Origin of the sequence: Streptomyces sp. NBC_00414 (assembly GCF_036038375.1) — a bacterium.
Classification (GTDB): Bacteria; Actinomycetota; Actinomycetes; order Streptomycetales; family Streptomycetaceae; genus Streptomyces.
Genome location: NZ_CP107935.1, coordinates 2364739 through 2390020, shown reverse-complemented (window position 1 = coordinate 2390020; position 25282 = coordinate 2364739). Strand labels below are relative to the sequence as shown.

18 protein-coding genes are annotated in these 25282 nt (G+C 71.6%); 16 read left to right on the top strand and 2 right to left on the bottom strand.

The annotated features are described in order from the left end of the window. Window positions 1-96 precede the first annotated feature (96 nt). The 7 genes from OHS59_RS10250 to OHS59_RS10220 all read left to right on the top strand — a co-directional run bounded on the left by OHS59_RS10250 (window position 97) and on the right by OHS59_RS10220 (window position 9495). Entirely contained in the window at window positions 97-939 is an 843-nt protein-coding gene (locus tag OHS59_RS10250; protein WP_328493074.1) for a nitrilase-related carbon-nitrogen hydrolase, read from the top strand. Window positions 940-1043: 104 nt separating this feature from the next. Further along, window positions 1044-2321: an aspartate aminotransferase family protein gene (locus OHS59_RS10245; RefSeq protein ID WP_328499152.1), complete on the top strand. Its 1278-nt coding sequence runs from the start codon at window positions 1044-1046 to the stop codon at window positions 2319-2321. 156 nt (window positions 2322-2477) lie between these two features. Then, window positions 2478-4094, top strand: a complete 1617-nt coding sequence (locus OHS59_RS10240) for a PucR family transcriptional regulator (RefSeq protein WP_328493073.1) — start codon at window positions 2478-2480, stop codon at window positions 4092-4094. A 155-nt stretch (window positions 4095-4249) separates the two neighbouring features. Continuing rightward, a complete protein-coding gene (locus OHS59_RS10235; RefSeq protein ID WP_328493072.1) occupies window positions 4250-5092 on the top strand; it encodes a nitrilase-related carbon-nitrogen hydrolase in 843 nt (280 codons plus the stop codon). A 196-nt stretch (window positions 5093-5288) separates the two neighbouring features. Beyond that, on the top strand, window positions 5289-6692 hold the full coding sequence (hydA, locus tag OHS59_RS10230) for a dihydropyrimidinase (protein ID WP_328493071.1): 1404 nt from the start codon (window positions 5289-5291) through the stop codon (window positions 6690-6692). An 18-nt stretch (window positions 6693-6710) separates the two neighbouring features. Beyond that, window positions 6711-7730 carry a TIGR03842 family LLM class F420-dependent oxidoreductase gene (locus OHS59_RS10225; protein WP_328493070.1) on the top strand — a complete coding sequence of 340 codons (1020 nt, stop codon included), beginning with the start codon at window positions 6711-6713 and terminating at the stop codon, window positions 7728-7730. A 175-nt stretch (window positions 7731-7905) separates the two neighbouring features. Next, the gene (locus OHS59_RS10220) at window positions 7906-9495 is read left to right on the top strand and encodes an NCS1 family nucleobase:cation symporter-1 (RefSeq protein WP_328493069.1); all 1590 of its coding nucleotides are present in this window, start codon (window positions 7906-7908) and stop codon (window positions 9493-9495) included. A 33-nt stretch (window positions 9496-9528) separates the two neighbouring features. Here OHS59_RS10220 and OHS59_RS10215 read toward each other — a convergent pair whose 3' ends face one another. Continuing rightward, window positions 9529-10191, bottom strand: a complete 663-nt coding sequence (locus OHS59_RS10215) for a hypothetical protein (RefSeq protein WP_328493068.1) — start codon at window positions 10189-10191, stop codon at window positions 9529-9531. A gap of 151 nt (window positions 10192-10342) precedes the next feature. Continuing rightward, the gene (locus tag OHS59_RS10210; RefSeq protein ID WP_328493067.1) at window positions 10343-11434 is read right to left on the bottom strand and encodes a carboxymuconolactone decarboxylase family protein; all 1092 of its coding nucleotides are present in this window, start codon (window positions 11432-11434) and stop codon (window positions 10343-10345) included. Window positions 11435-11601: 167 nt separating this feature from the next. Here OHS59_RS10210 and OHS59_RS10205 point away from each other — a divergent pair, with 167 nt between their 5' ends. From OHS59_RS10205 to OHS59_RS10165, 9 genes are all read left to right on the top strand, one after another. Then, on the top strand, window positions 11602-12702 hold the full coding sequence (locus OHS59_RS10205; RefSeq protein WP_328493066.1) for a sensor histidine kinase: 1101 nt from the start codon (window positions 11602-11604) through the stop codon (window positions 12700-12702). After that, window positions 12699-13367: a response regulator transcription factor gene (locus tag OHS59_RS10200; protein WP_328493065.1), complete on the top strand. Its 669-nt coding sequence runs from the start codon at window positions 12699-12701 to the stop codon at window positions 13365-13367. The genes OHS59_RS10205 and OHS59_RS10200 overlap by 4 nt, the downstream gene beginning before the upstream one ends. A 105-nt stretch (window positions 13368-13472) precedes the next feature. Beyond that, window positions 13473-14123 (top strand): DUF4232 domain-containing protein, encoded by a 651-nt coding sequence (locus OHS59_RS10195; protein WP_328493064.1) that lies wholly within the window; start codon window positions 13473-13475, stop codon window positions 14121-14123. A gap of 87 nt (window positions 14124-14210) precedes the next feature. Continuing rightward, window positions 14211-16241: a gamma-glutamyltransferase family protein gene (locus OHS59_RS10190; protein WP_328493063.1), complete on the top strand. Its 2031-nt coding sequence runs from the start codon at window positions 14211-14213 to the stop codon at window positions 16239-16241. A 165-nt stretch (window positions 16242-16406) separates the two neighbouring features. Beyond that, window positions 16407-17252, top strand: coding sequence for an inositol monophosphatase family protein (locus OHS59_RS10185; RefSeq protein WP_328493062.1), 846 nt, complete (start codon window positions 16407-16409; stop codon window positions 17250-17252). Window positions 17253-17373: 121 nt separating this feature from the next. Continuing rightward, window positions 17374-18783, top strand: coding sequence for a phytoene desaturase family protein (locus tag OHS59_RS10180; RefSeq protein WP_328499151.1), 1410 nt, complete (start codon window positions 17374-17376; stop codon window positions 18781-18783). Further along, the gene (locus OHS59_RS10175; protein ID WP_328493061.1) at window positions 18780-19289 is read left to right on the top strand and encodes an O-acetyl-ADP-ribose deacetylase; all 510 of its coding nucleotides are present in this window, start codon (window positions 18780-18782) and stop codon (window positions 19287-19289) included. Before OHS59_RS10180 ends, OHS59_RS10175 begins: the two co-directional genes overlap by 4 nt. Window positions 19290-19636: 347 nt before the next feature. Next, window positions 19637-23614, top strand: a complete 3978-nt coding sequence (locus OHS59_RS10170; protein ID WP_443061415.1) for a glycoside hydrolase family 2 TIM barrel-domain containing protein — start codon at window positions 19637-19639, stop codon at window positions 23612-23614. 109 nt (window positions 23615-23723) lie between these two features. After that, a complete protein-coding gene (locus tag OHS59_RS10165; RefSeq protein WP_328493059.1) occupies window positions 23724-25250 on the top strand; it encodes a DNA-3-methyladenine glycosylase 2 family protein in 1527 nt (508 codons plus the stop codon). Window positions 25251-25282: the final 32 nt, after the last annotated feature.

The window sequence follows — 25282 nt, the reverse complement described above, 5'->3', positions numbered from 1 at the left end:
TCTTGCCCAGGGCAGCGCCGAGGCTTACTTTCAGGGCTCTACGCCCAGTGTCTACGGGCGTAGAAGCTCTCTGGCGTCACGTCGAAGGAGCAGCTCATGGCCAACGTCGTACGTGCCGCTCTGGTCCAGGCCACCTGGACCGGCGACACCGCATCCATGGTCGCCAAGCACGAGGAGCACGCCCGCGAGGCGGCCCGTCAGGGCGCGAAGATCATCGGATTCCAGGAAGTCTTCAACGCCCCCTACTTCTGCCAGGTCCAGGAGCCCGAGCACTACCGCTGGGCGGAACCGGTACCGGACGGACCGACCGTCACCCGTATGCGGGAACTCGCCCGCGAGACCGGCATGGTCGTCGTGGTCCCGGTGTTCGAGATCGAGCAGTCCGGCTTCTACTTCAACACCGCCGCGGTCATCGACGCCGACGGCACGTATCTCGGCAAGTACCGCAAGCACCACATCCCCCAGGTCAAGGGCTTCTGGGAGAAGTACTACTTCAAACCGGGCAACCTCGGCTGGCCCGTCTTCGACACCGCGGTCGGCAAGGTCGGCGTCTACATCTGCTACGACCGCCACTTCCCGGAGGGCTGGCGACAGCTCGGCCTGAACGGCGCCCAGCTCGTCTACAACCCGTCGGCGACCTCCCGGGGCCTCTCCGCCCACCTGTGGCAGCTGGAGCAGCCGGCCGCCGCCGTCGCCAACGAGTACTTCGTCGCCGCGATCAACCGGGTCGGCGAGGAGGAGTACGGGGACAACGACTTCTACGGGACGTCGTACTTCGTCGACCCGCGGGGCCGGTTCGTCGGCGAGCCCGCGAGCGACAAGAGCGAGGAACTCGTCGTCCGCGACCTCGACCTCGACCTGATCGACGAGGTCCGGCAGCAGTGGGCCTTCTACCGGGACCGCCGCCCCGACGCGTACGAAGGACTGGTGCAGCCGTGACGACAGACGCTCCCCAGAGTTCGACCCAGAGTTCCGCCCGGGCGTCGGCCCAGGGCTCGGTCCAGAGCTCGGCCCAGGGCTCGGTCCGCGGCCCGGACAAGGGTCTGCACCGGCGTCACCGGGCCGTCCTGCCCGACTGGCTCGCCCTCTACTACGCCGAGCCCCTCGAACTCACCCACGGCGAGGGCCGCCACGTCTGGGACGCCGAGGGCAACAGGTACCTCGACTTCTTCGGCGGCATCCTCACCACGATGACCGCGCACGCCCTGCCCGAGGTCACGAAGGCCGTCAGCGAGCAGGCCGGCCGGATCAACCACTCCTCGACGCTCTACCTCAACCGGCCCATGGTCGACCTGGCCGAGCGGATCGCCGCGCTGTCGGGCATCCCGGACGCCCGTGTCTTCTTCACGACCTCGGGCACCGAGGCCAACGACACCGCGCTGCTCCTGGCCACCGCGTACCGCCGCAGCAACCAGATCCTGGCGATGCGCAACAGCTATCACGGCCGCTCGTTCAGCGCGGTCGGCATCACCGGCAACAAGGGCTGGTCGCCGACGAGCCTGTCACCCCTCCAGACGCTGTACGTGCACGGCGGCGTCCGCACCCGCGGCCCGTACGCCGATCTCGACGACGCCGGCTTCATCGCGGCCTGCGTCGCCGACCTGGAGGACCTGCTCGGGCACGTACGCGCGCCCGCCGCCCTGATCACCGAACCCGTCCAGGGCGTCGGCGGCTTCACCTCCCCGCCGGACGGCCTGTACGCGGCCTTCCGCGAGGTCCTCCAGGAGCGCGGCATCCTGTGGATCGCCGACGAGGTGCAGACCGGCTGGGGCAGGACCGGCGACAACTTCTGGGGCTGGCAGGCCCACGGACAGAACGGCCCGCCCGACATCCTCACCTTCGCCAAGGGCATCGGCAACGGCATGTCCATCGGCGGGGTCGTCGCCCGCGCCGAGATCATGAACTGCCTGGACTCCAACTCCATCTCGACCTTCGGCGGCACCCAGGTCACCATGGCCGCGGGCCTCGCCAACCTCCTGTATCTGCTGGAGCACGACCTCCAGGGCAACGCCCGCAGGGTCGGCGGACTGCTCATCGAGCGGCTGCGGGCCGTCGCCGAACAGTTCCCGGGCGTACGGGAGGTGCGCGGCCGTGGACTGATGATCGGCGTCGAGCTGGTGAAGCCCGGCACCGACGAGGCCGACCCGGACGCGGCCGCCGCCGTGCTCGAAGCGGCCCGCGAGGAAGGCCTGTTGATCGGCAAGGGCGGCGGTCACAGCACCAGCGTCCTGCGCATCGCGCCGCCCCTGTCGCTCACCGTCGCGGAGGCCGAGGAGGGCGCCGCGATGCTGGAGCGCGCCCTGCGGAGCAGTCTGGTCTGAGTGGCGGTCGGGCCCGAGTGCCAGTCGGGCCCGAGTGCAGGTCAGGTCTGAGCAAAGGTCAGGTTTGAGCAGTAGTCAGCTCCGAGTGGCGGTCAACTCCCCGTGGGAGTCGGCTCCGAGGAGTGTTCGGCACCGCGAGATTGAAGGTTCGCATCGATGACGACCGCCTCGGAACCCGCCCTGTCGGTCCGGCAGGTCCTCGCCCTGGAGCGGGTGCTCGCCGGGGAGCCCGAGGTGGTGGCGGGCGCGGGCCAGCTCGACCGGCCCGTGCGCTGGGTGCACGTCGCCGAGGCCGCCGACGTCGGGGTGATGCTCAGCGGCGGTGAGATGGTCCTCACCACCGGTGTGCTGCTCGCGGGCGACCGGGAGGCACAGGCCGAGTACATCCGCTCCCTGCACCGCGCGGAGGCCTCGGCCGTCGTCCTCGGACTCGGCCGGGCCTTTCCCGCGCCCCCCGAGGTGATGCGCCGGGCCGCCGAGCGGTGCGGGCTGCCGATGGTGGTCCTGCACCGCCCGTTCCCCTTCGCCGAACTCACCGAAGAGGTGCAATCGCGGCTCGTACGAAGGAAGTTCGCGGCCGTCAGCCTCTCGGAGGCGGTACGCACCGCGCTGACCGGGCTCATCACGACGGGCGCCCCGCTGCAGCGCATGCTCGACGAGATCGCCGGCCACAGCGTCTGCCCGGTCGTCGTCACCAACCTCGCCCACCGGGTCCTCGCCACGGCGGGGGAGCGGTCCGCGGTCGACGACGTGCTGCGCGACTGGGAGCGCATCGCACGGCAGGCCGGCGGCAGCGAGGGCGACGGCTGGGTCCGCGCCGAACTGGGCGGGCGCGGCGAGCGCTGGGGCCGCATCGTGCTCTGCGGCTACCGCGGCGACGCCGCCACCGGGCGGCTCCTCGCCGACCGCGCCGCCGAGGCGCTCGTCCTGCACCGCATGCTCGGCGGCTCCGCGCACTCCTGGGAGGAGCAGTCGGCGCAGGGCCTGCTGACCGACCTCGTCTCCGGGGCGGTACCGGCCAGACAACTGCTGCCCCGGGCCCGCGCGGCCGGGCTGCCGGTCAACCGCCGGACGTTCGTGCCGCTGGCCGTACGAGGCGTGCGCGCTGCCCAACTGGTCCGCGTGCTGCGACTGTTGGGGCTCCCCGGGCTCGTCGCCGAACTGGCGGACGGGGTCACCGCCGTACTGCTGAGCCTCGCCAGGGACCAGGACGCCGAAGCCCTCGCCGCACACTTCGCCGCCCGGCTGCGCGCGGAACAGGGCGACGGCGGGGCGGAGACGGGTGATGGCAGACCGGCTTCGGGCGGTGGCGGGGCGCAGGAGCCCGCGGCCGTCGTCGCCGCCGCGGACGCGCGGACCGGATGGGACGACGTGCCCGCCGGGCTGCGCGAGGCCCGGCACGTGGCCGACGCCGTCGCCGAGAGCCCGGCCGGCCTCGACCTGCCGGTCGTGGTGCGGCTCAGGGACGTACATCTGCGAGGGCTGGTCCGGCTGTTGCGGGACGATCCGCACGTCCAGTCCTTCGCGGAGCGGGAGTTGGACGGGCTTTTGCGCGACGCCGACGCGGAGGCGGAGCTGCTGCCCGTGCTGCGGACGTATCTCGCCACGGGCCGGAACAAGTCGCGCACCGCGCAGCTCCACCATGTCTCCCGGCCCGCCCTGTACCGGCGGCTGGAGTCCATAGAGGCGCGGCTCGGGGTCGACCTCGACGACTTCGAACAGGCCGCCTCCATCCACATCGCCCTCCTCGCACACGACGCGCAACAGCACTGAAACATCGAACGACCTGGGAAAACGGTGGTGAAACATGGGCCTTCGCAAGGGTGACACCGTGGAACGCCACACGCCCGCAGACGTGACACCGTGCAACTCAAAGCCGCCCTCCGGACTTCCTAGGCTCGCCGCACACCCAGCGACCGGAGGTCCCGATGAGCAGAGTGATCCGCGCCGCCGTCTTCCAGACCGCATGGACGGGCGACAAGGAGTCGATGATCCAGGTCCACGAGCAGGCGGCCCGCGACGCGGCCGCGCAGGGTGCTCAAGTCCTGTGCTTCCAGGAGCTGTTCTACGGGCCCTACTTCTGCCAGGTCCAGGACAAGGCGTTCTACGAGTACGCCGAGCAGATCCCCGAGGGCCCGATCGTGCGCCGCTTCCAAGCGCTGGCGAAGGAGCTGGGCATCGTCCTCGTCCTGCCGATGTACGAGGAGGAGCAGCCCGGTGTCCTCTACAACACCTCGGCGGTGATCGACGCCGACGGCTCGTACCTCGGCAAGTACCGCAAGCACCACATCCCGCAGGTCGAGGGCTTCTGGGAGAAGTTCTACTTCCGCCCCGGCAACAGCGGTTGGCCGGTCTTCGACACCGCGGTCGGCAAGGTCGGCGTCTACATCTGCTACGACCGGCACTTCCCGGAGGGCTGGCGTGCCCTCGGACTCGCCGGGGCCGAGATCGTCTTCAACCCGTCGGCCACCTCGCGCGGTCTGTCCGCCTACCTCTGGCAGCTGGAGCAGCCGGCCGCGGCCGTCGCCAACGAGTACTTCGTGGGCGCGATCAACCGCGTGGGCGTGGAGGAACTGGGCTCCAACGACTTCTACGGGACCTCGTACTTCGTGGACCCGGAAGCACAGTTCGTCGGGGAGGTGGCGAGCGACAAGGAGTCCGAACTCGTCGTCCGCGACCTGGACATGGAGAAACTGCGTACGGTCCGCGACCGCTGGCAGTTCTACCGCGACCGCCGCCCGGACGCGTACGGCACCCTGACGGCTCCCTGAGGCCCGACCCCGGCCGGGGCCCCGCAGGGCGCGCGGGGAACGGCGCACCCGGCCACGACGCCAGTGGGGCGTCGATCGCCTGCTCAGCCACGACGCCTTTGGGGGCGCGGGGAACTGCGCGGCCGACCACGACGTACCCGCACCCACCCACCGCCCTCCACCGGAGGTGCCCGTCCGGACAGACAGGAGACGAAGCATGAGCAGCCGTACAGTCATCCGCGGTGGCCTAGTGATCACCGCGTCGGACGAACTACACGCGGACGTCCTCATCGAGGACACCCGCATCGTCGCCCTCGCCGCGAGCGGCACTCCCACCGCCGAGGCCTGGACCGCCGAGCGGACCATCGACGCCACCGGAAAGTACGTGATCCCGGGCGGCGTCGACGCCCACACCCACATGGAGCTGCCCTTCGGCGGCACCTTCGCCTCCGACACCTTCGAGACCGGCACCCGCGCCGCCGCCTGGGGCGGCACGACCACGATCATCGACTTCGCGGTACAGAGCGTCGGCCGCTCACTGCGCGAGGGCCTCGACGCCTGGAACGCCAAGGCCGACGGCAAGTGCGCCATCGACTACGGCTTCCACATGATCGTCTCCGACGTGAACCAGGACACGCTCAAGGAGATGGACCTGCTGGTCGAGGAGGGCGTCACCTCCTTCAAGCAGTTCATGGCCTACCCCGGCGTCTTCTACAGCGACGACGGCCAGATCCTGCGCGCCATGCAGCGCTCCGCCGAGAACGGCGGCCTGATCATGATGCACGCCGAGAACGGCATCGCGATCGACGTCCTGGTGGAGCAGGCGCTGGCCAGGGGCGAGACCGACCCCCGGTTCCACGGCGAGGTCCGCAAGGCCCTCCTCGAAGCCGAGGCCACCCACCGAGCCATCAAGCTCGCCCAGGTGGCCGGCGCCCCGCTGTACGTCGTGCACGTCTCGGCGACGGAAGCCGTCGCCGAGCTGGCGCGGGCCCGCGACGAGGGCCTCAACGTCTTCGGCGAGACCTGTCCGCAGTACCTGTTCCTGTCGACGGACAACCTCGCGGAACCGGACTTCGAGGGCGCGAAGTACGTGTGCTCGACCCCGCTGCGGCCCAAGGAGCACCAGGCCGCCCTGTGGCGGGGCCTGCGCACGAACGACCTCCAGGTCGTCTCCACCGACCACTGCCCCTTCTGCTTCGTGGGCCAGAAGGAGCTGGGCCGGGGCGACTTCTCGAAGATCCCCAACGGTCTGCCGGGCGTCGAGAACCGGATGGACCTGCTGCACCAGGCCGTCGTCGACGGGCACATCTCGCGCCGCCGCTGGATCGAGATCGCCTGCGCCACCCCGGCCCGGATGTTCGGCCTGTACCCGAAGAAGGGGACGATCGCGCCGGGCGCCGACGCGGACGTCGTCATCTACGACCCGCACGCCGAGCAGGTCATGTCCGCCGAGACCCACCACATGAACGTCGACTACTCGGCGTACGAGGGCAGGCGCACCACCGGCCGGGTCGAGACGGTCCTGTCGCGCGGCACACCCGTCATCACCGAGCGGGAGTTCACCGGCCGTGCCGGGCACGGCAGTTACACCCCTCGCTCCACCTGTCAGTACCTTCTCTGAGCGACCAGGAGTGGCGCCATGGACTTCGGACTCGTCCTGCAGACCGACCCACCCGCTTCCCGCGTCATCAGCCTGATGAAGCGGGCCGAGCGCAACGGCTTCACGTACGGCTGGACCTTCGACTCCGCCGTGCTCTGGCAGGAGCCGTTCGTGATCTACAGTCAGATCCTTTCCAACACGACGAAGTTGACGGTCGGCCCGATGGTGACGAACCCGGGCACCCGCACCTGGGAGGTCACCGCCTCGACCTTCGCCACCCTCAACGACATGTTCGGCAACCGCACGGTCTGCGGCATCGGCCGCGGTGACTCGGCGATGCGGGTGGCCGGCCGCAAACCCAACACCCTCGCCCGGATCAGCGAGGCCATGAAGGTCATCCGGGCGCTGGGGCGCGGCGACGAGGCCGACCTCGGCGGCACGGTGATCAAGTTCCCGTGGATCAGGCCCGGCGCCGAACTCCCCGTCTGGATGGCCGCGTACGGACCCAAGGCCCTCAAGATGACCGGCGAGGAGGCGGACGGCTTCATCCTGCAGCTCGCCGACCTGTATCTCACCGAGTACATGGTCAAGGCGGTGAAGACCGCGGCGGCCGAGGCGGGACGCGACCCCGCCGACATCAAGATCTGCGTGGCTGCGCCCGCCTACGTCACCGAGGACGACTCGCCCGAGGCGCTCGCCCACGCGCGTGAGCAGTGCCGCTGGTTCGGCGGCATGGTCGGCAACCACGTCGCCGACCTGGTCTCCAAGTACGGCGAGCACTCCGCCGCCGTCCCCGACGAACTCACCGACTACATCAAGTCCCGCGAGGGCTACGACTACTCCCACCACGGGCGCAGCGGGAACCCCGACACGCAGTTCGTGCCGGACGAGATCGTCGACCGGTTCTGCCTGATCGGTACGGCCGAGCAGCACGTCGCGAAGCTGAACGCCCTGCGGGAGCTGGGCGTCGACCAGTTCGCCCTGTACGACATGCATGACGCTCAGGAGGCGGTCATCGAGGCGTACGGATCCACGGTCATCCCCGCCGTCAACGGTTAGCGGCGAGCCCTCCCACTCGCCCGCACCCGACCTGCCCGCACCCAACCCGCCCGCACTCATCCCGCCCGCACCCGAGTCGTCCCCTTCCCACCTCCCCGGGAAGGGGACCGCACCACCACCCCCACGGCGCCACCCGCACGGCCTTTCCCGTCCCACCTCATCGATTGGCCTGCTCATGACCGAAACCGTCCCCACGGGGCCGCCGATATCCCAGTCCGCCGACGCCGAGGGGCGGATCGAACTCAGCCCCGGGGCCTTCCCCGCCGACAGCCCTTTCGCCAACGAGGACCTGCGTCCCGTCCCGGTCGCCGAGCGCAAGTGGACGACGTACAACTTCGCGGCGCTGTGGATCTCCATGGCCCACTGCATTCCCAGCTGGACCCTCGCCTCCGGTCTGGTCGCCCTCGGCATGGACTGGAAACAGGCCGTCTTCACGATCGCGCTGGCCAACATCATCGTGCTGCTGCCGATGGTGGCCACCGGGCACGCCGGACCCAAGTACGGCATCCCCTTCCCCGTACTGGCCCGTGCCTCCTTCGGGCTGCGCGGGGCCAACGTCCCGGCGCTCATCCGGGCGGCCGTGGCCTGCGGCTGGTTCGGCATCCAGACCTGGATCGGCGGCAGCGGCATCTTCGCCCTGGGCTCCAAGCTGACCGGCGGCGAGTGGGAGAAGGCGGGGCAGATCGCGGGCAACCCCTGGCCGCTGTGGCTGTGCTTCATCCTGTTCTGGGCCGTGCAGATCGCGATCATCTACCGCGGTATGGACTTCCTGCGGCGCTTCGAGAACTGGGCCGCGCCCGTCGTGATCGTCGGCGCGTTCGCACTGCTGATCTGGATCGCGATCAAGGCCGACGGCTTCGGCGCGCTGCTCGACCAGCCCTCGAAGCTCGGCTGGGGCCCCGACTTCTGGCCGGTCTTCTTCCCGTCCCTGATGGGCATGATCGGCTTCTGGGCGACCCTGTCGCTCAACATCCCCGACTTCACCCGCTTCGGCGCCAGCCAGAAGGCGCAGACCTGGGGGCAGACTCTTGGGCTGCCGACGACGATGACGCTCTTCGCGATCCTCGCCGTGCTGGTCACCTCCGGCTCCGAGGCCGTCTACGGAGAGGCGATCTGGGATCCGGTGGCCCTCGCGGCCAAGACCGACAGCGCCTTCGGTCTGCTCTTCGCGCTCTTCATCGTGCTGATCGCCACGATCTCCGTGAACATCGCGGCGAACGTGGTCTCACCGGCGTACGACCTGTCCAACCTGGCGCCGAAGTTCATCAACTTCCGTACGGGCGCGCTGATCACGGGTGTCATCGGCATCCTGATCTTCCCGTGGAAGCTGATCTCCACCCCGGAGTTCTACATCTTCACCTGGCTCGGTGTGGTCGGCGGGCTGCTCGGCACGGTCGCGGGCATCCTGATCGCCGACTACTGGATCGTCCGCCGCACGGTCCTGCACCTCGCGGACCTCTACACGCCCGGCGGACGCTACTGGTACACGAACGGCTGGAACTGGCGGGCGGTGCTCGCCTTCGTGGTCGGCGGCGTCCTGGCCGTCGGCGGCTCGTACTCGAACGTCGACGCCAAGGGCGAGAAGCTCGGCCCGTTCCCGGTCGACGGACTCGTCCCGTTCCTCAAGCCGCTCGCGGACTACGGATGGGCGGTCGGCGTCGCCTCGTCGCTCGTCCTGTACGTCGCCCTGATGGCGCCCCTGGCGCGGGCCGAACGGGAAGCGGCCACGGCCGGACGGGAGGAACCCGCGGACAAGGCCGTCTGACGGCGGACGGGTCCGGCCGCGCCGGAGCCGGCTCTACTGAGCGGCCTCCAGCGCGGCCATCCCCTCCTTGGCGGCCTTGATGGCGCCCTTGTTGATCTCGTCCGTACTGGGCGCCTTCTTGGTCTCGAAGTCACTGCCGTTGTACGTGACGACCACCAGGGCGTTGGACGCGCGGACGATCACCATGCCCTCACGGGTCTGCTGCTTCTTCTCGGTGGTGAGGTTGACCACCGAGTAGGCCTCGTCCCCGACGCCGGGGACCTGACCGCCGCCGCTCTTCTCCGTCGCGCGCTGCTTGTACGCGGCCAGGGCGGTCTCGTCGGACTTCTTGATCTCGTACGAGATGTCCAGCCAGCGGTAGTCGAACGCCTTGAGCGCGTTCCAGGAGCAGGTGCGGCGCAGCGACTCGTCGGTCGAGGGGATCTCCTTGCCGGCCGTCTTGGCGCCGGGCACCAGCGAGGTCACCGTCTTCTTCGTGACGCCCTCGCAGGGCGCCGGAGAATTGCGGTACGTACGGCTCGCCGCTGCGGTCGCGGGCGCCGACGGGGATCTCTCGCCGTCGGGAGAGGCCTTCTTCTCCGTGGCCGCAGGCGCGGCGAGCGGCCCGGACGACAGCGCCCAGCCCGCCGTGGCAAGCACGACGACCGGCGCCAGACGCGCGGTGAGAGCGAGAGGAAGAGATCGCACGGCGCACATTTCGTGGGGGACGGTGCGGAGAGGGTCCGCACGGCGGACGGGACGCCAGTGTCACATGAGTGGCTGTGGGGGCGGAAGTGCGAACTCGCTCCGTGCCCGCCCGTGCCCGCGCGGTGACAGCGACAGCGGTGACAGCAACGGCCGACAGTGACTACTGCGGCCGACCGCCGACCGCGCCGGGCGCCCCGTCATCAATGGGCACGGCGGGATCGAGGGGCAGTGCGGCACCGAGGGGCAGCGCCCGCTCGATGCGGTCCACGGCGGCGAACGCGCCGTACGCGATCAGCTGGACCAGACAGTGATCCGTGTACGGCGGCTTCTTCCAGGCGGCCACGTCCTCGTCGGTGATCCGGTAGGGAGCCAGCGCGGCCAGCAGCGCCAGCCGAGCCCCGGGCCGGTCCGCGCGTCCCGGCAGCGCGTCCCACACCAACGGCTGATGCGTACCGTCCCAGACCGCGACCGTGTCCCGTACGAGGTTCTGGTCGGCCTCGGTCAGCAGCGCGGAGCCGGCCGTCGCCGCGGCCCGCAGTGCCGCATAGGCCGGGCCGACCGCGGACCCGGCGGCCCAGGCCGGGCCGGGGCCCGCGTCGCCGTCGAGGAGGGCGAGGCTCGTGCCCGGGACGAGGCGCCGGCGTACGGTCCTCGCCACGGACCGGCCGACGAGGCTGCGGACCGGCCTGAACCGCTGGACGTTGCCCGGCAGCAGGTTCTCGGTCAGCAGGGCCGAGACGACCCGGTTGATGAAGTGGAAGGCCAGGGCGGTGCCCACGTACGCGGCGGTGTGCCGGGCGAAGAAGGGCAGCGGGGTGAGAGCCGGGCTGCCCGGGACACGCGTCGCCTCGCCCCAGGCGACCATGCGGGCCTGGACCTCCTTCTCCGGGGCTTCGCCGCGGGCCAGGCGCTCCGCGAGGGCGTGGTCGCCGGTGGCGTGCAGCAGGAGGGTGTGCGCGTCCACGCAGAACGGGCACTTGTTTGCACGGGACACCCCGAAGGCGGCCAGCTCCTTGCCGGTGCGGCTGCCCTCGCCCGCGAGCAGCGACTCCCTCATCAACGCCCAGGCGGCGGACATGAGGTCGGGCGAGGAGGACAGGACGACGAAGGTGGAGGCGCTCTCGATGCCGAAGTCCTCGGCGAGCTGCCGGTACACCTCCGCGGTACGGCCGGTGGCGGCCCGGGGCGGCAGGGGCTCGGTGTGGCGGAAGGGGGCGGTCGTGAACGGCGCGGTCAGGAAGGCTGTGTTCATGGGGAGAACCCTGGCTCCCCGGGGTGCCCCCACGCGTCGTACCGCCGAAGGCAGTCGGCGGTGCGCCGACGCGACCGCCCGGCACGTCCCGCTACTGCGGCGGGAGTAGTCCCGGAGTTGTCCACAGGGCTGACGCCGTTGTCGGCGGGGCGGTCTACCTTACGGACATGAGCGCGGACCAGGTCATCCTCAAGCGGCTCGCCGACGTGGCACTCGCCGTCGTGATCGGCGCGATCACCATGTCCGCGGCGGCCTCCGACCAGGACACCACCGCGCTCGACCTCGCGCTGATCGTGGCCGGCTCGCTCGCGCTGGCCGCGTACCGAAAAGCGCCCCGGGCGGTGCTGGCGGTGACCACGGCGGCCCTGAGCGCCCACGCGCTGCACGCCCAGCCGGGGCCGGTGGCCGCCCTGCCCGTGGTGGCCGCCGTCCACATCGCGGCGCAGGCGGGACACCGGGCCGTGGGCGCGGCCGCGGGCGCCGTGTTCCTCGGCGCGTATCTCGCGGCGGGCCCGGTCTCGCACGACACCGTGGAACGGACCGCCCTGCTCGCGGGCTGGTTCCTGTGCGCCGTGGTCAGCGGTCTCGCGGGCCGCAACTGGCAGGCGTATCTGCGCCAGACCGAACAGCGTGCGCTGGAGGCCGAGCGCACCCGCGAGGAGGCGGCCCTGCGCCGGGCCGGTGAGGAACGCCTGCGGATCGCAAGGGAGTTGCACGACTCCCTGACCCACAGCATCTCCATCGTCAAGCTCCAGGCGGGTGTCGCCGTCCATCTCGCGCGCAAGCGCGGCGAGGAGATACCCCCGGCCCTGCTCGCCATCCAGGAGGCCGGCGGGGAGGCCATGCGCGAACTGCGCGCCACGCTGGACATCCTGCGCACCGACGAGCCGACCGGCACGCCCGCGCTGCTCGTGGAGCGGGCCCGCGCGGCGGGCCTCGCCGTCGACCTGACCGTCACGGGCCGCGAGCGCCCGCTGGCGGCGACCGTGGACCGGGCCGCGTACCGCATCGTCCAGGAAGCCCTCACGAACGCCGCCCGACATGCGGGCCCCACCAAGGTGGCCGTGCAACTCGACTACGGAGAAGGTGAGTTGACGATTCGCGTCGACGACGACGGAACCGCCGAACCGTCCTGCCCGCCCGCCGAGGGCATCGGACTCACCGGCATGCGCGAACGGGTCGCGGCGCTCGGCGGCACCCTGCGGGCCGCCCCGCGCGAGGAGGGCGGCTTCTCGGTACGGGCCGGTCTGCCGCTGGAGCACGCGTGATCCGGGTCGCGCTCATCGACGACCAGGCGCTCATGCGGGCCGGGTTCCGGGCCCTCCTGGACGCCGAGGAGGGCATCGAGGTGGTCGGCGAGGCGGCGGACGGCGAACAGGGCGTGGCGCTGGTGCGCGAACAGGTGCCGGACATCGCCCTCGTCGACGTCCAGATGCCGGTGATGACGGGCATCGAGGCGACCCGCCGTATCGCCGCCGACCCGCGGCTGTCCACCGTCCGCGTGGTGATGCTGACCAACTACGGCCTCGACAGTTACGTCTTCGAGGCGCTGCGGGCCGGGGCCAGTGGATTCCTGCTCAAGGACACCGAGCCCGCCGACCTGCTCCAGGCCATCGAGGTCGTCACGCGCGGCGAGGCCCTGCTGTCGCCGTCCGTCACCCGCACGCTGATCGGCGAGTTCGTGTCCCGGCCGCCGGACCGGGCGAAGGCGCCCGGTCTTGAGTGCCTGACCCGCCGGGAGCGCGAGGTCACCGCGCTCGCCGCCCGCGGCCTCACCAACGAGGAGATCGCCGCCCACATGGTCATCAGTCCCTTCACCGCCAAGACCCACATCAGCCGCGCGATGACCAAGCTCGGTGCCCGCGACCGCGCCCAACTGGTGGTGTTCGCCTACGAGTCGGGGCTGGTCACGGCACGCGGGCAGACGGAGTGAGGGCACGGGGGGAGGCGAAGCGGCGGTACGGGGTGGCAGGCGGGGGCGCGGCACGAGGCAGGAGGAGTGAGGGCTTCCGCCGAGGGCTCGTGTGATGATCGGCGGGTGATCGCGATACGCCCGAGGCTGTTCCGCAGTACCGCCCTCGTCTGCCTGTTGGTGCTGGGGGCGAGCGGGTGCGGACTCTCCGCCGAACTGGACCGTGAGAGCAACCCCGAACGCACGCACTCGTCGTCGCCGTCCCTGACGGTGGTCCCGCCCACGCTCACCCTCACGCCCACGCCCACGGCCGTGACCCCCGAGCCCTCTCCGCCCGCCCCCGCTCTGCAGGCGGAGGGCTGCCCGAAGTCCGGTCTGCGCTTCACGGCTGATGAGGGCGACGCGGCGATGGGGCTGCGCGCGATGGGCCTCGACGTCACCAACTGCGGTGACAGCCCGCACAAGTTGAACGGCTATCCGGCCGTCACAGTCCTGGACGGATCGGGCGAGCCGTTCCCCGGCGTGCGGACCGTCGAGGGCACGGACCAGGTGTTCATGGCGCCGGAGGACCCCGGCCCCCGGTCGCTGACACTGGCCCCCGGCGACAGCGCGCACGCGTCCCTGTACTGGCGGATGCACAACACGGACGGCGTGTACCTCCGCGTCGCCCCGAAGAAGGGCGACGACACGGTGACCGTACAGCCGCCGTATCCGCTCGACATCGGTCCGGAGAACATCCTGGGGACGACGGCCTGGCAGCCCTCGCAACCCGGGTAGCAGCGGCCTGCGTACCATCGCCGGACGTCCGGCCCCGCAGTCCGGCCCCGTGGTCGGCGGGCCCGCCCCGCAGTGAGGAGTTCCCCCGTGTTCACGACCCGACCCACGCTCCAGGGCACCTTCGCAATGGTGTCCTCCACGCACTGGCTCGCCTCGCAGTCGGCGATGGCCGTGCTGGAGGACGGCGGCAACGCGTACGACGCCGCCGTCGCCGCGGGTTTCGTGCTGCACGTCGTCGAGCCGCACCTCAACGGGCCCGCCGGTGAGGTCCCGATCATCCTCGCCCCGGCGGGCGGTGAGGTGCGGGTCCTGTGCGGTCAGGGTGTGGCACCGGCCGGGGCCACCGTCGCCCACTACAGGGGACTCGGTCTGGATCTCGTCCCCGGCACCGGGCCCCTCGCGGCCGCCGTGCCCGGCGCCTTCGACGCGTGGATGCTGCTGCTGCGCGACCACGGCACGAAGTCCCTGGCGGACGTCCTGAAGTACGCCATCGGGTACGCGCGGGACGGGCACGCGCCCGTGGAGCGCGTCGGCGAGACCGTGCGGACCGTACGGGAGCTCTTCGAGACCGAGTGGACGTCGTCCGCCGAGGTGTATCTGCCGGGCGGCGAACCCCCGCGGCCCGGCGAACTGTTCCGCAACCCCGCGCTGGCGGCGACCTGGACGCGGCTGATCGCGGAGGCCGTCCGGGACGCCGGAAGCAGCCGGGAGTCCGGAGCCGCTCCGCAGTCAGGAGCCGCACCGCAGTCCGGCGCGGACCGGGAGCCGGGAGCATCCCTGGAGCCCGGAACCCGGGAGTCCCGAACCCAGGACGGCGACCGCCGCGTCGCGGAGATCGAGGCCGCGCGGCGGATCTGGCGCGAGGGCTTCATCGCCGAGGCGCTCGTGCGACAGGCGGGCCGGCCCACCCGGGACACCAGCGGCGAGCGCCACTCCGGCACGCTCACGGCGGCCGACCTGGCCTCCTGGTCCGCGTCCTACGAGGCTCCGGCCACGTACGACTGGCGGGGCTGGACCCTGTGCAAGGCCGGCCCCTGGAGCCAGGGCCCGGTACTCCTCCAGCAGCTGGCCCTGCTGCCGCCCGAGCTGCCCCGGTACGGCTCCGCCGAGTACACGCACCTGCTGATCGAGGGCTGCAAGCTCGCGATGGCCGACCGGGAGGCCTGGTACGGGGACGCGGGCGAGGTGCCCCCGGCGGAGCTGCTGTCGGAGCTGTTGTCGCCCGAGTACAACGCCGGTCGGCGGGCGCTGGTCGGGGAGAAGGCCTCGTACGAGCTGCGGCCGGGGAGCCCCGGCGGCCGGACTCCGCTGCTCAGTGGGCACGCGCGCGTGGTGGCCTCGGGGGAGGGCGGGTTCGACGCGCTCGCGGCGCCGGGCGCGGGGGAGCCGACGGTGGCGCGGGCAGAGGCGGGCGGGCCGACCGTGGCGCGGGCGGGTGGGGGCGAGCCCACCGTGGCCAAGTCGCCGACGTCTCCCGTGCCCGGGGAGCCCGAGGTCTCGGCCGACGGCGGCACCCGGGGCGACACCTGCCACCTCGACATCGTCGACCGCTGGGGCAACATGGTCGCGGCCACGCCCAGCGGTGGCTGGCTGCAGTCCAACCCCGTCGTGCCCGAGCTGGGCTTCCCGCTCGGCACCCGGCTCCAGATGGCCTGGCTGGACGAGGGGCTGCCCAACTCCCTCACCCCGGGCCGCCGTCCCCGTACGACGCTCACACCGTCGCTCGCGCTGCGGGACGGGGTCCCCGTCATGGCCTTCGGTACGCCCGGCGGTGACCAGCAGGACCAGTGGCAGCTGCACTTCTTCCTGGCCGTCGCCCTGCGCGCGGAGGTACGCGGCGGCCCGGACCTCCAAGGCGCCATCGACGCCCCGAACTGGCACAACGACAGCTTCCCCGGCTCCTTCCACCCGCGCGGGATGCTCCCCGGCAGCGTGACCGTCGAGTCGCGCACCGACCCTGACGTCATCGAGGAGTTGCGGCGCCGGGGCCACGACGTCCAGGTCGGCGACGCCTGGTCCGAGGGGCGGCTGTGCGCGGTCGCCCGGGACCCACGGACCGGGGTCCTGTCGGCGGCGGCGAACCCGCGCGGGATGCAGGGGTACGCGGTCGGACGCTGACGCCGACCCCGACGCGCGGCCCGTCGGCGGGTCTCGCCGCGTGCTGAGGACCGCCCGGCGGGGCTCACCGCCCACCGACCTCGGGGCGCTCGTTGTTCATGCCGATTCCACCCGTGATGCACCCACCGGGTGGGGATTGTCAGTGGCGCGTGCTCTCATGGAGGCATGATCGAACACATGGAAACCATCGACGAGTTTCTCGCACACCGCACCGCAGACGTCGAACAGGCCGTCCGCAAGGCGGCCGCCGCCGAGATCATGCCGCGTTTCCGGCAGCTCGCGGCGCACGAGATAGACGAGAAGAGCGGCCCGCACGACCTGGTCACGGACGCCGACCGCAAGGCCGAGGAGTACCTCACGGAGGTGCTCGTCGAGCTGCTGCCCGGCTCGGTCGTGGTCGGCGAGGAAGCGGTCCACGCCGATCCGGCGACGTACGAGGCGCTCCAGGGCGAGGCCCCCGTCTGGATCGTCGACCCGGTCGACGGCACCCGCCAGTTCGTCCACGGCGACCCCGGCTTCTGCACGCTGGTCGCGCTCGCCCAGCGCGGCGTCGTGCTGGCCTCCTGGACGTACGCCCCGGTGCGTGACCAACTCGCCGTGGCGATACGGGGCCGGGGCGCCCTGCTCGACGGCGAACCCCTCCTGCCCGGCGCGCCGGACCCCGGCCGCGACCTCCAAGTCGCCACGTCGCACCCGGACTACACGACGGACGACCAGAAGCGGGCACTCCTGGGCCTGCGCACGGAGGGTGTGAACGCGCGCCCCTGCGGCTCCGCCGGTCTGGAGTACCTCGCCGTCGCCCGCGGCGAGTTGGACGCCGTCGCGTTCAGCTGGGAGGCGGCTTGGGACCACGCGGCGGGGCTCCTGCTCGTCGAGGAGGCGGGAGGCGCGCACCTGACGCTCGCGGGGGAGCCCTTCCGCGTCACCGGCGGCAACGCGCTTCCGTTCACGGCGGCGCGGGACGCGGCCACGGCCCGCCGGGTGCTGGACCTGCTGTCGGGCGGCGCCTGAGGCGTGCGGGCGAGGGGCCGGTGACGAGCCGGCGAGGGGCTGGGACGGGCCCGGTAGGAGGCCCGGCATATCCTGACCGTCAGTGGCCATCGGCTGACAAAGGAGTCCGAAGGTGCCGTCGATGCTCGATGCCGTCGTGGTGGGTGCGGGGCCGAACGGACTGACGGCTGCCGTGGAGCTGGCCCGCCGCGGCTTCTCCGTGGCCGTCTTCGAAGCGCGCGACACCGTCGGGGGCGGTGCCCGCACCGAGGAACTGACCCTGCCGGGCTTCCGGCACGACCCGTGCTCGGCCGCGCACCCCCTCGGTGTCAACTCACCCGCCTTCCGCGCGATGCCCCTCGGGCGGTACGGGCTGGAGTGGCTGCAGCCCGAACTGCCCATGGCGCACCCCTTCCTGGACGGCACGGCGGCCGTGCTGTCGCGGTCGGTGGCCGAGACGGCCGCCTCGTTCGGACCGCGCGACGCGGGCACGTACCGCAGGCTCGTGGAGCCCTTCACGCACCGATGGGACACCCTCGTGCAGGACTTCATGTCCCTGCCGCTCAGCGCGCTGCCCCGTGACCCGGTCACCCTCGCCCGCTTCGGCCTGGTCGGCCTGCCGCCCTCGACCTGGCTGATGCGCAGGTTCCGCGACGAGCGGGCCAAGGCGCTGTTCGCGGGACTCGTCGCCCATGTGATGTCGCCGCTGGACGGTCTCGCCACCGGCGCCGTCGGCCTCGTCTTCGCGCTGGCCGCGCACGCCCGGGGCTGGCCCGTCGCCCGCGGCGGCTCCCAGGCGATCTCCGACGCGCTCACCGCGTATCTCAAGGACCTGGGCGGCGCCGTCCACACCGACTACGAGGTCAAGCGCCTCGACGACCTGCCGCCGGCGCGCGCGTACGTCTTCGACACCTCGCCCACCGCGCTGAGCCGGATCGCGGGCTTCGGGCGCTACTACGAGCGGTACCGGTACGGGGCGGGCGTGTTCAAGATCGACTACGCGCTCGACGGGCCGGTGCCGTGGACCGCCGAGGAGGCCCGCCGGGCCGGCACGGTGCAGGTCGGCGCGGACCGCAAGGAGATCGGGGCCGCCCTGCGCGCGGCCTCCCGTGAGGGACGGGCCCCCGACGCGCCGTTCCTGATCACCGTGCAGCCCAGCGTCGTGGACCCCTCCCGGGCACCGGACGGCAAGCAGGTGTTCTGGGCGTACGCGCATGTGCCGAGCGGCTGGACCGGGGACCTCACGGACACCGTCGAGCGTCAGCTGGAGCGTTTCGCGCCCGGCTTCCGCGACCGCGTCCTCGCCCGTGCCACGGCCGGCCCGCCCGAACTAGCCGCTCGCAACGCCAACTACGTGGGCGGTGACATCGGCTGCGGCGCGGCCTCCGGCCTCCAGCTGATGCTGCGCCCGAACCTGTCGGCGTTCCCGTACAGCACCCCGCACCCGGCGGTGTTCATCTGCTCCTCGGCCACCCCGCCCGGCCCGGGCGTGCACGGCATGTCGGGGCACAACGCCGCCAAGGCCGTCTGGAAGAAGCTGCGCCGGTCATGACCACCGTCGAGTTCGTCCAGGGCGACATCACCCGGCAGAGCGTGGACGCCATCGTCAACGCGGCGAACTCCTCCCTGCTGGGCGGCGGGGGAGTGGACGGAGCCATCCACCGTCGCGGCGGCCCCGAGATCCTCGCCGAGTGCCGCAAACTGCGCGCCTCCCATTACGGCAAGGGCCTGCGGACCGGCCAGGCCGTCGCCACCACCGCAGGCCGACTCGACGCGCGGTGGGTGATCCACACCGTCGGGCCCGTCCACAGCGAGAGCGAGGACCGTTCCGAGCTGCTGATCTCCTGCTACCGGGAATCCCTGCGGGTCGCCGACGAGCTGGGGGCGCGGACCGTCGCGTTCCCGGCCATCTCCGCGGGCATCTTCGGCTGGCCGATGGAGGACGCCGCCCGCCTCGCGGTCGGGACCGTGCGGGACACGCGGACGGCGGTGGCCGAGGTCAGGTTCGTCCTCTTCGACGAGCAGGCGTACGAGGCGTTCGCGGCGCGGGCTCGCTGAGCGTCCGCGCCGCAGGACCGCTGAGCCTCCGCGACGCCGGGCCCCTGAGCCTCCGTGCCGCAGGACCGCTGAGTGTCCGCGGCGCGGATCCGCTGGCCGTTCACCGTCCGGCGCCGGTACAGCCGTGCCCGCCGGTCCTCAGGATCACACAAAGCCCGACAAGGTCATTGCTCCGATTGTGTTCGGGTCCTAGGGTTTTCTGTGGCTCACAAGGTGCCTTTGTCCTCAGCAGTCGCATTCTGGCCTGACATCAACTTCCGTATGTCAACTGCATCGATCAGCATCGACCAGATCTGACGCTCCCTCAGTTCGTGCACCCCGCTGTCGTACCGAGGAAGGCCACAGCCATGCCGCACCCGCATCCCCACCCGCACTCGCGCCCCGATCCGCACATGACTCCTGTCAGCCGTCGTCGACTTCTTGAGGGAGGGGCCGCCGTCCTCGGCGCGCTCGCCCTGCCCGGGGCGTCCCCCACGGCCCACGCGGCCGACGGCCCCACCGCACCGGGCGGCTCCCCGGAGTGGAACGGCGCCATCGACGTCTTCCAGGTCGGCACCGAGCCGCCGCACACCACCCTCACCCCGTACGCGGACGTCGGGCAGGCGCTGGACGGCGACCGCACCCGCTCGCCGTACCGGATGAGCCTCGACGGGAAGTGGAAGTTCGCCTACGCCGACCGCCCCGACGACCGGGACCCCGACTTCCACCGCACCGACCTCGACGACAGCCACTGGGACACCATCCCCGTCCCCTCCGCCTGGCAGCTGCACGGCTACGACTTCCCGATCTACATCAACATCACGTATCCCTACTGGGGCCCCAACGGGCTGGGGGAGGAGCCGCAGCCACCGGCCGCCCCGACCCGCTACAACCCCGTGGGCCAGTACAGACGCACCTTCACCGTCCCGAAGGGGTGGTCGGGCCGCCGGACGTTCCTGCACTTCGAAGGGGTCAAGTCCGCCCACTACGTGTGGATCAACGGAGAACTGGTGGGCTACCACGAGGACTCCTACACCCCCGCCGAGTACGACATCACCCCGCACCTCAAGCCGGGCACCAACCGGATCGCGGTGGAGGTCTACCGCTACTCCGACGGCGACTGGCTGGAGGACCAGGACATGATCCGGCTGAGCGGTATCTTCCGCTCGGTCCACCTCTACTCCGCCCCGGCCGTACACCTGCGCGACTTCAAGCTGGACACCCCGCTGGGCGACGACCACAGATCCGCCGAGCTGTCGGTCACCGCGAGCGTGCGCGACTACGGCGGCCGGGAGGACGGGGGCAGCGGCAGGGGCACAGGCGGGGGAACGTACTCCGTCGAGACCCAGCTCCACGACGCGCGCGGGCACGCCGTCTGGCAGCGCCCGCTGCGACAGGCCGTGGACCTCGGCTCCGCCCCGGCCGGCGAGGACGTGACCGTACAGGCCGCCAGGGCCGTGCCCGCGCCGAAGCTGTGGTCGGCCGAGGACCCGTACCTCTACACGGCCGTGCTGCGGCTGCGCGATCCGGCGGGCAAGGTCGTCGAGACGCTCTCGCACCGGGTCGGCCTGCGCGAGTTCGCGCTGAAGGACGGCCTGATGCGCATCAACGGGCAGCCCGTCTCCCTGCGGGGCACCAACCGGCACGAGATGCACCCCGACCGGGGCACCGCGCTCACCCGCGCGGACATGGTCCGGGACATCGAGATCATCAAGCGGACGAACATCAACACCGTCCGCACCTCGCACTACCCCAACAACATCCTCTGGTACGAGCTGGCCGACGAGTACGGCCTGTACCTCGTGGACGAGACCAACCTGGAGACCCACGGCATCCGCGACGAGTACCCGGGCGACCACCCCGACTGGAGCAGGGCGTGCGTGGCCCGCGCCCGGAACATGGTCCACCGCGACAAGAACCACGCCTCCGTCGTCATCTGGTCGCTCGGCAACGAGGCCGGCGGCGGCAGCACCTTCGTCGCCATGCACGACTGGATCCGCTCGTACGACACCACCCGCGTCATCCAGTACGAGGGCGACGACCGGCCGGAGATCAGCGACATCCGCTCGGAGATGTACGACAGCCCCGGGCGCGTGGAGGCCCGTGCCGAGGACACCTCGGACACCCGCCCGTACGTGATGATCGAGTACTCCCACTCGATGGGGAACTCGACCGGCAACTTCAAGAAGTACTGGGACGTCATCCGCCGCCACGACGTCCTCCAGGGCGGCTGGATCTGGGACTTCGTCGACCAGTCACTGACCACGCCGACCCCGACGCGCACCCTGTTCACCGAGACGGGGCCCGCCGCGGTGCGCGGTGAGATCCAGGCGGGCAGCGCGACCTTCGACCGGAGGAAGGGCGTGTCCGGCAGCACCGTCTTCGCCCGCGACCCCGGCCTCGACATCACCGGCTCCCTGACGCTGGAGGCCTGGGTCACCCCGCACGTGACCGGCTACCACCAGCCGCTCATCACCAAAGGCGACACCCAGTACGCCCTCAAGCAGACGAGTGGGAACCTGGAGTTCTTCATCCACGGCGACGGCCAGTGGATCAGCGCGACCTGGCCGCTCCCGAACGACTGGACCGGCCAGGAACACCACATCGCGGGTGTCTTCGACGCGGCGGCGGGCACCCTGACCCTCCACGTCGACGGCGCGGTGAGGGCCACCAGGACCACCACCCGGCGGCCCGCCGTCAACACCGCGCCGCTCTCGCTCGCCACGGACGTCGACAACCCCACCCGCGAGTTCAGCGGCACGATCCGCCGGGCGCGTGTCTACGCCCGAGCCCTGTCCGCGGCCGAACTCGCCGCGAACGGGCGCGGCCCCGGCGACGACGGGGTGCGGTTCTGGTTCGACGCCGCCACCGTCAAGGTCACCGAGAAGCGACCCGGGGGCCCGGGGGGCGGCGCTGTTGAGCGCACGTTCTTCGCGTACGGCGGCGACTGGGGCGACCACCCGAACGACGGCGCCTTCGTCGCGGACGGCATCGTCACCGCCGACCGCGGACACACCGGCAAGGCCGCGCAGGTCAAGCGGATCTACCAGGCGATCAACGCCGCACCGGCAGCGTCGTCCGGGAAAACCCTGGCCGCCGGGGCCGCGATCACCCTCACCAACGAGTACCTGTTCACCAACCTCCGTGACTTCGACGGCAGCTGGTCACTCGTCGCCGACGGCCGGATCGTGCGGCGCGGAAAGCTCAGCCGCGCCCAGCTCGACGTCCCGCCGCTCAGCAGCAAGGACATCACCGTGCCCTTCGGCCTGCCGACCAACCCGGCGCCCGGTACGGAGTACTTCCTGCAGCTGTCCTTCACCACCAAGGAGCGCACGAAGTGGGCCGAGGCCGGCTTCGCGGTGGCCGAACAGCAGATCCCCGTCGATGCGGGCAGCCCGGCCGTACGGCCCGTGCCACTGGAACGCGTACCCGCGCTGCGCCACCAGGACGGCAGCAGGTCCGTCACCGTGCGCGGCGACGGCTTCCGCGTCACCGTCGACAGGAGCACGGGCACCATCACCTCGTACGAGGCCGGCGGCGCCCGGCTCATCACCTCCGGGCCCGTGCCGAACTTCTGGCGGGCACCGACCGACAACGACAGGGGCAACGGCCAGCACGTCCGCAACCAGACCTGGCGCGACGCCGGGACCCTGCGGAAGGTGACGGACGTGAGTGTAGACACCCTGCGCGACCGGGCCGTCCGGATCAAGGTCACCGGGACCCTGCCCACCAGCACCGAATCGGCGTACACCACCACCTACACGGTCTTCGGCAACGGTGAGATCCGGGTCGACAACACCCTGCACCCGGGCGCGGCGAACCTGCCCTACATCCCGGAGGTCGGCACCCTGCTGTTCCTCCCGGGCCGTCTGACGAACCTGCGCTACTACGGCCGCGGCCCCGAGGAGAACCACTGGGACCGCAACGACGGCACCGACGTGGGGCTGTACTCCGGGACCGTGGCGGGCCAGTGGTCGCGCTACATCCGCCCGCAGGAGAACGGCAACAGGACCGACGTCCGCTGGGCCGCCCTGACCGGCCGCGACGGCGCCGGGCTGCTCGTCAGCGGCGAACCGCTCATCGAGGTCAACGCCTCGCACTTCACCCCCGAGGACCTGTCGGTCGGCACGCGCCACGACTACCAGCTGACCGCGCGGGACGAGGTCGTCCTACGGGTGAACCACCGGCAGATGGGCGTGGGCGGCGACAACAGCTGGGGCGCGCACACGCACGACGAGTACAAGCTCTTCGCCGACCGGGACTACTCCTACACCTACCGACTGCGCCCCCTGACCGACGTAGACAAGGCGATGGCGGCCTCCAGGCGCCCCACGGCGGACGAGTGAGCCGGCAAGTGGCTCGCACGGTTCGGAGGGCCCGGGGGAGTGACCCGGGCTGAGGCAGATGTCGCATTCCCGCCAGCCATCGCCCTGACCAAGGGCGATGCTGGTGGGCATGCAGAACGGGATGCACACCGAGACCGAGCGCTGTGTGCGCGCCGTCCAGTCGAAGGACGCCCGCTTCGACGGATGGTTCTTCACGGCTGTCCTGACCACGCGGATCTACTGCCGGCCCAGCTGCCCCGTCGTGCCGCCGAAGCCGGAGAACATGACGTTCCACCCGAGCGCCGCAGCCTGCCAGCAGGCAGGATTCCGGGCCTGCAAGCGCTGCCGCCCCGACACGAGCCCCGGCTCGCCCGAGTGGAACCAGCGCGCCGACCTGGTGGCCCGCGCGATGCGGCTGATCGGCGACGGGATCGTGGACCGCGAGGGCGTACCGGGGCTCGCGGTCCGCCTCGGATACAGCACCCGGCAGGTCGAACGCCAGCTACTCGCCGAGCTGGGTGCGGGCCCGCTCGCCCTCGCCCGCGCCCAGCGCGCCCAGACCGCACGCCTGCTCATCGAGACGACCCCGCTGCCGATGGCCGAGATCGCCTTCGCGGCGGGCTTCTCCTCCATCCGCACCTTCAACGACACGGTCCGCGAGGTCTTCGCCCTCGCCCCGAGCGAGCTGCGCACGCGGGCACCCAAGAACCGTGCCAACTCCACCGGCACACCAGGGGTGTTGGCGCTCCGGCTCCCCTTCCGGGCCCCGCTCAACCCCGACAACCTCTTCGGCCACCTTGCCGCCACCGCCGTACCGGGCGTGGAGGAGTGGCGCGACGGCGCGTACCGGCGCACCCTGCGTCTGCCGTACGGCCATGGGGTCGTCGCGCTCACTCCGAAGCCCGACCACATCGGCTGCCGCCTCACTCTCAGCGACATGCGCGACCTGACCGTCGCCATCAGCCGCTGCCGCCGCATGCTCGACCTGGACGCCGACCCGGTCGCGGTCGACGACCAGTTGCGTACGGATCCGGTGCTGGCGCCGCTCGTCGACAAGGCGCCGGGCCGCCGCGTGCCCCGTACGGTAGACGAGGCCGAGTTCGCCGTACGGGCCGTGCTGGGCCAGCAGGTGTCCACGGCCGCCGCCCGCACGCACGCGGCACGCCTGGTCACGGCCCACGGCGAAACGGTCGACGACCCCGAAGGCGGCCTCACCCACCTCTTCCCGTCCGTCGAGGCCCTGGCGGCACTCGACCCCGAGGCCCTCGCCATGCCGGCCACGCGCCGGACCACCCTCACCACACTGGTGGGCCAACTGGCCGACCGCGCCATCAACTTGGGCGTCGAGAGCGACTGGACCGAGACTCGGGCGCGGCTGCTGGCCCTGCCCGGCTTCGGGCCCTGGACCGTGGAGGTCATCGCCATGCGCGCCCTCGGCGACCCCGACGCCTTCCCGGTGACCGACCTCGGAATCCGTTACGCCGCACGGGAGTTGGGCCTGCCGTCCACCCCCGCCGCACTGACGGCACGCGCGGCGGACTGGCGGCCCTGGCGCGCGTACGCCGTCCAGTACCTGTGGGCGACGGGCACGCACCCGATCAACTTCCTTCCCGGACACGAACAGGCCGCCCACGACGTACCGAAGGACGCGCAGTGAAGCAGCACATGGAACAACACGTGAACCAACAC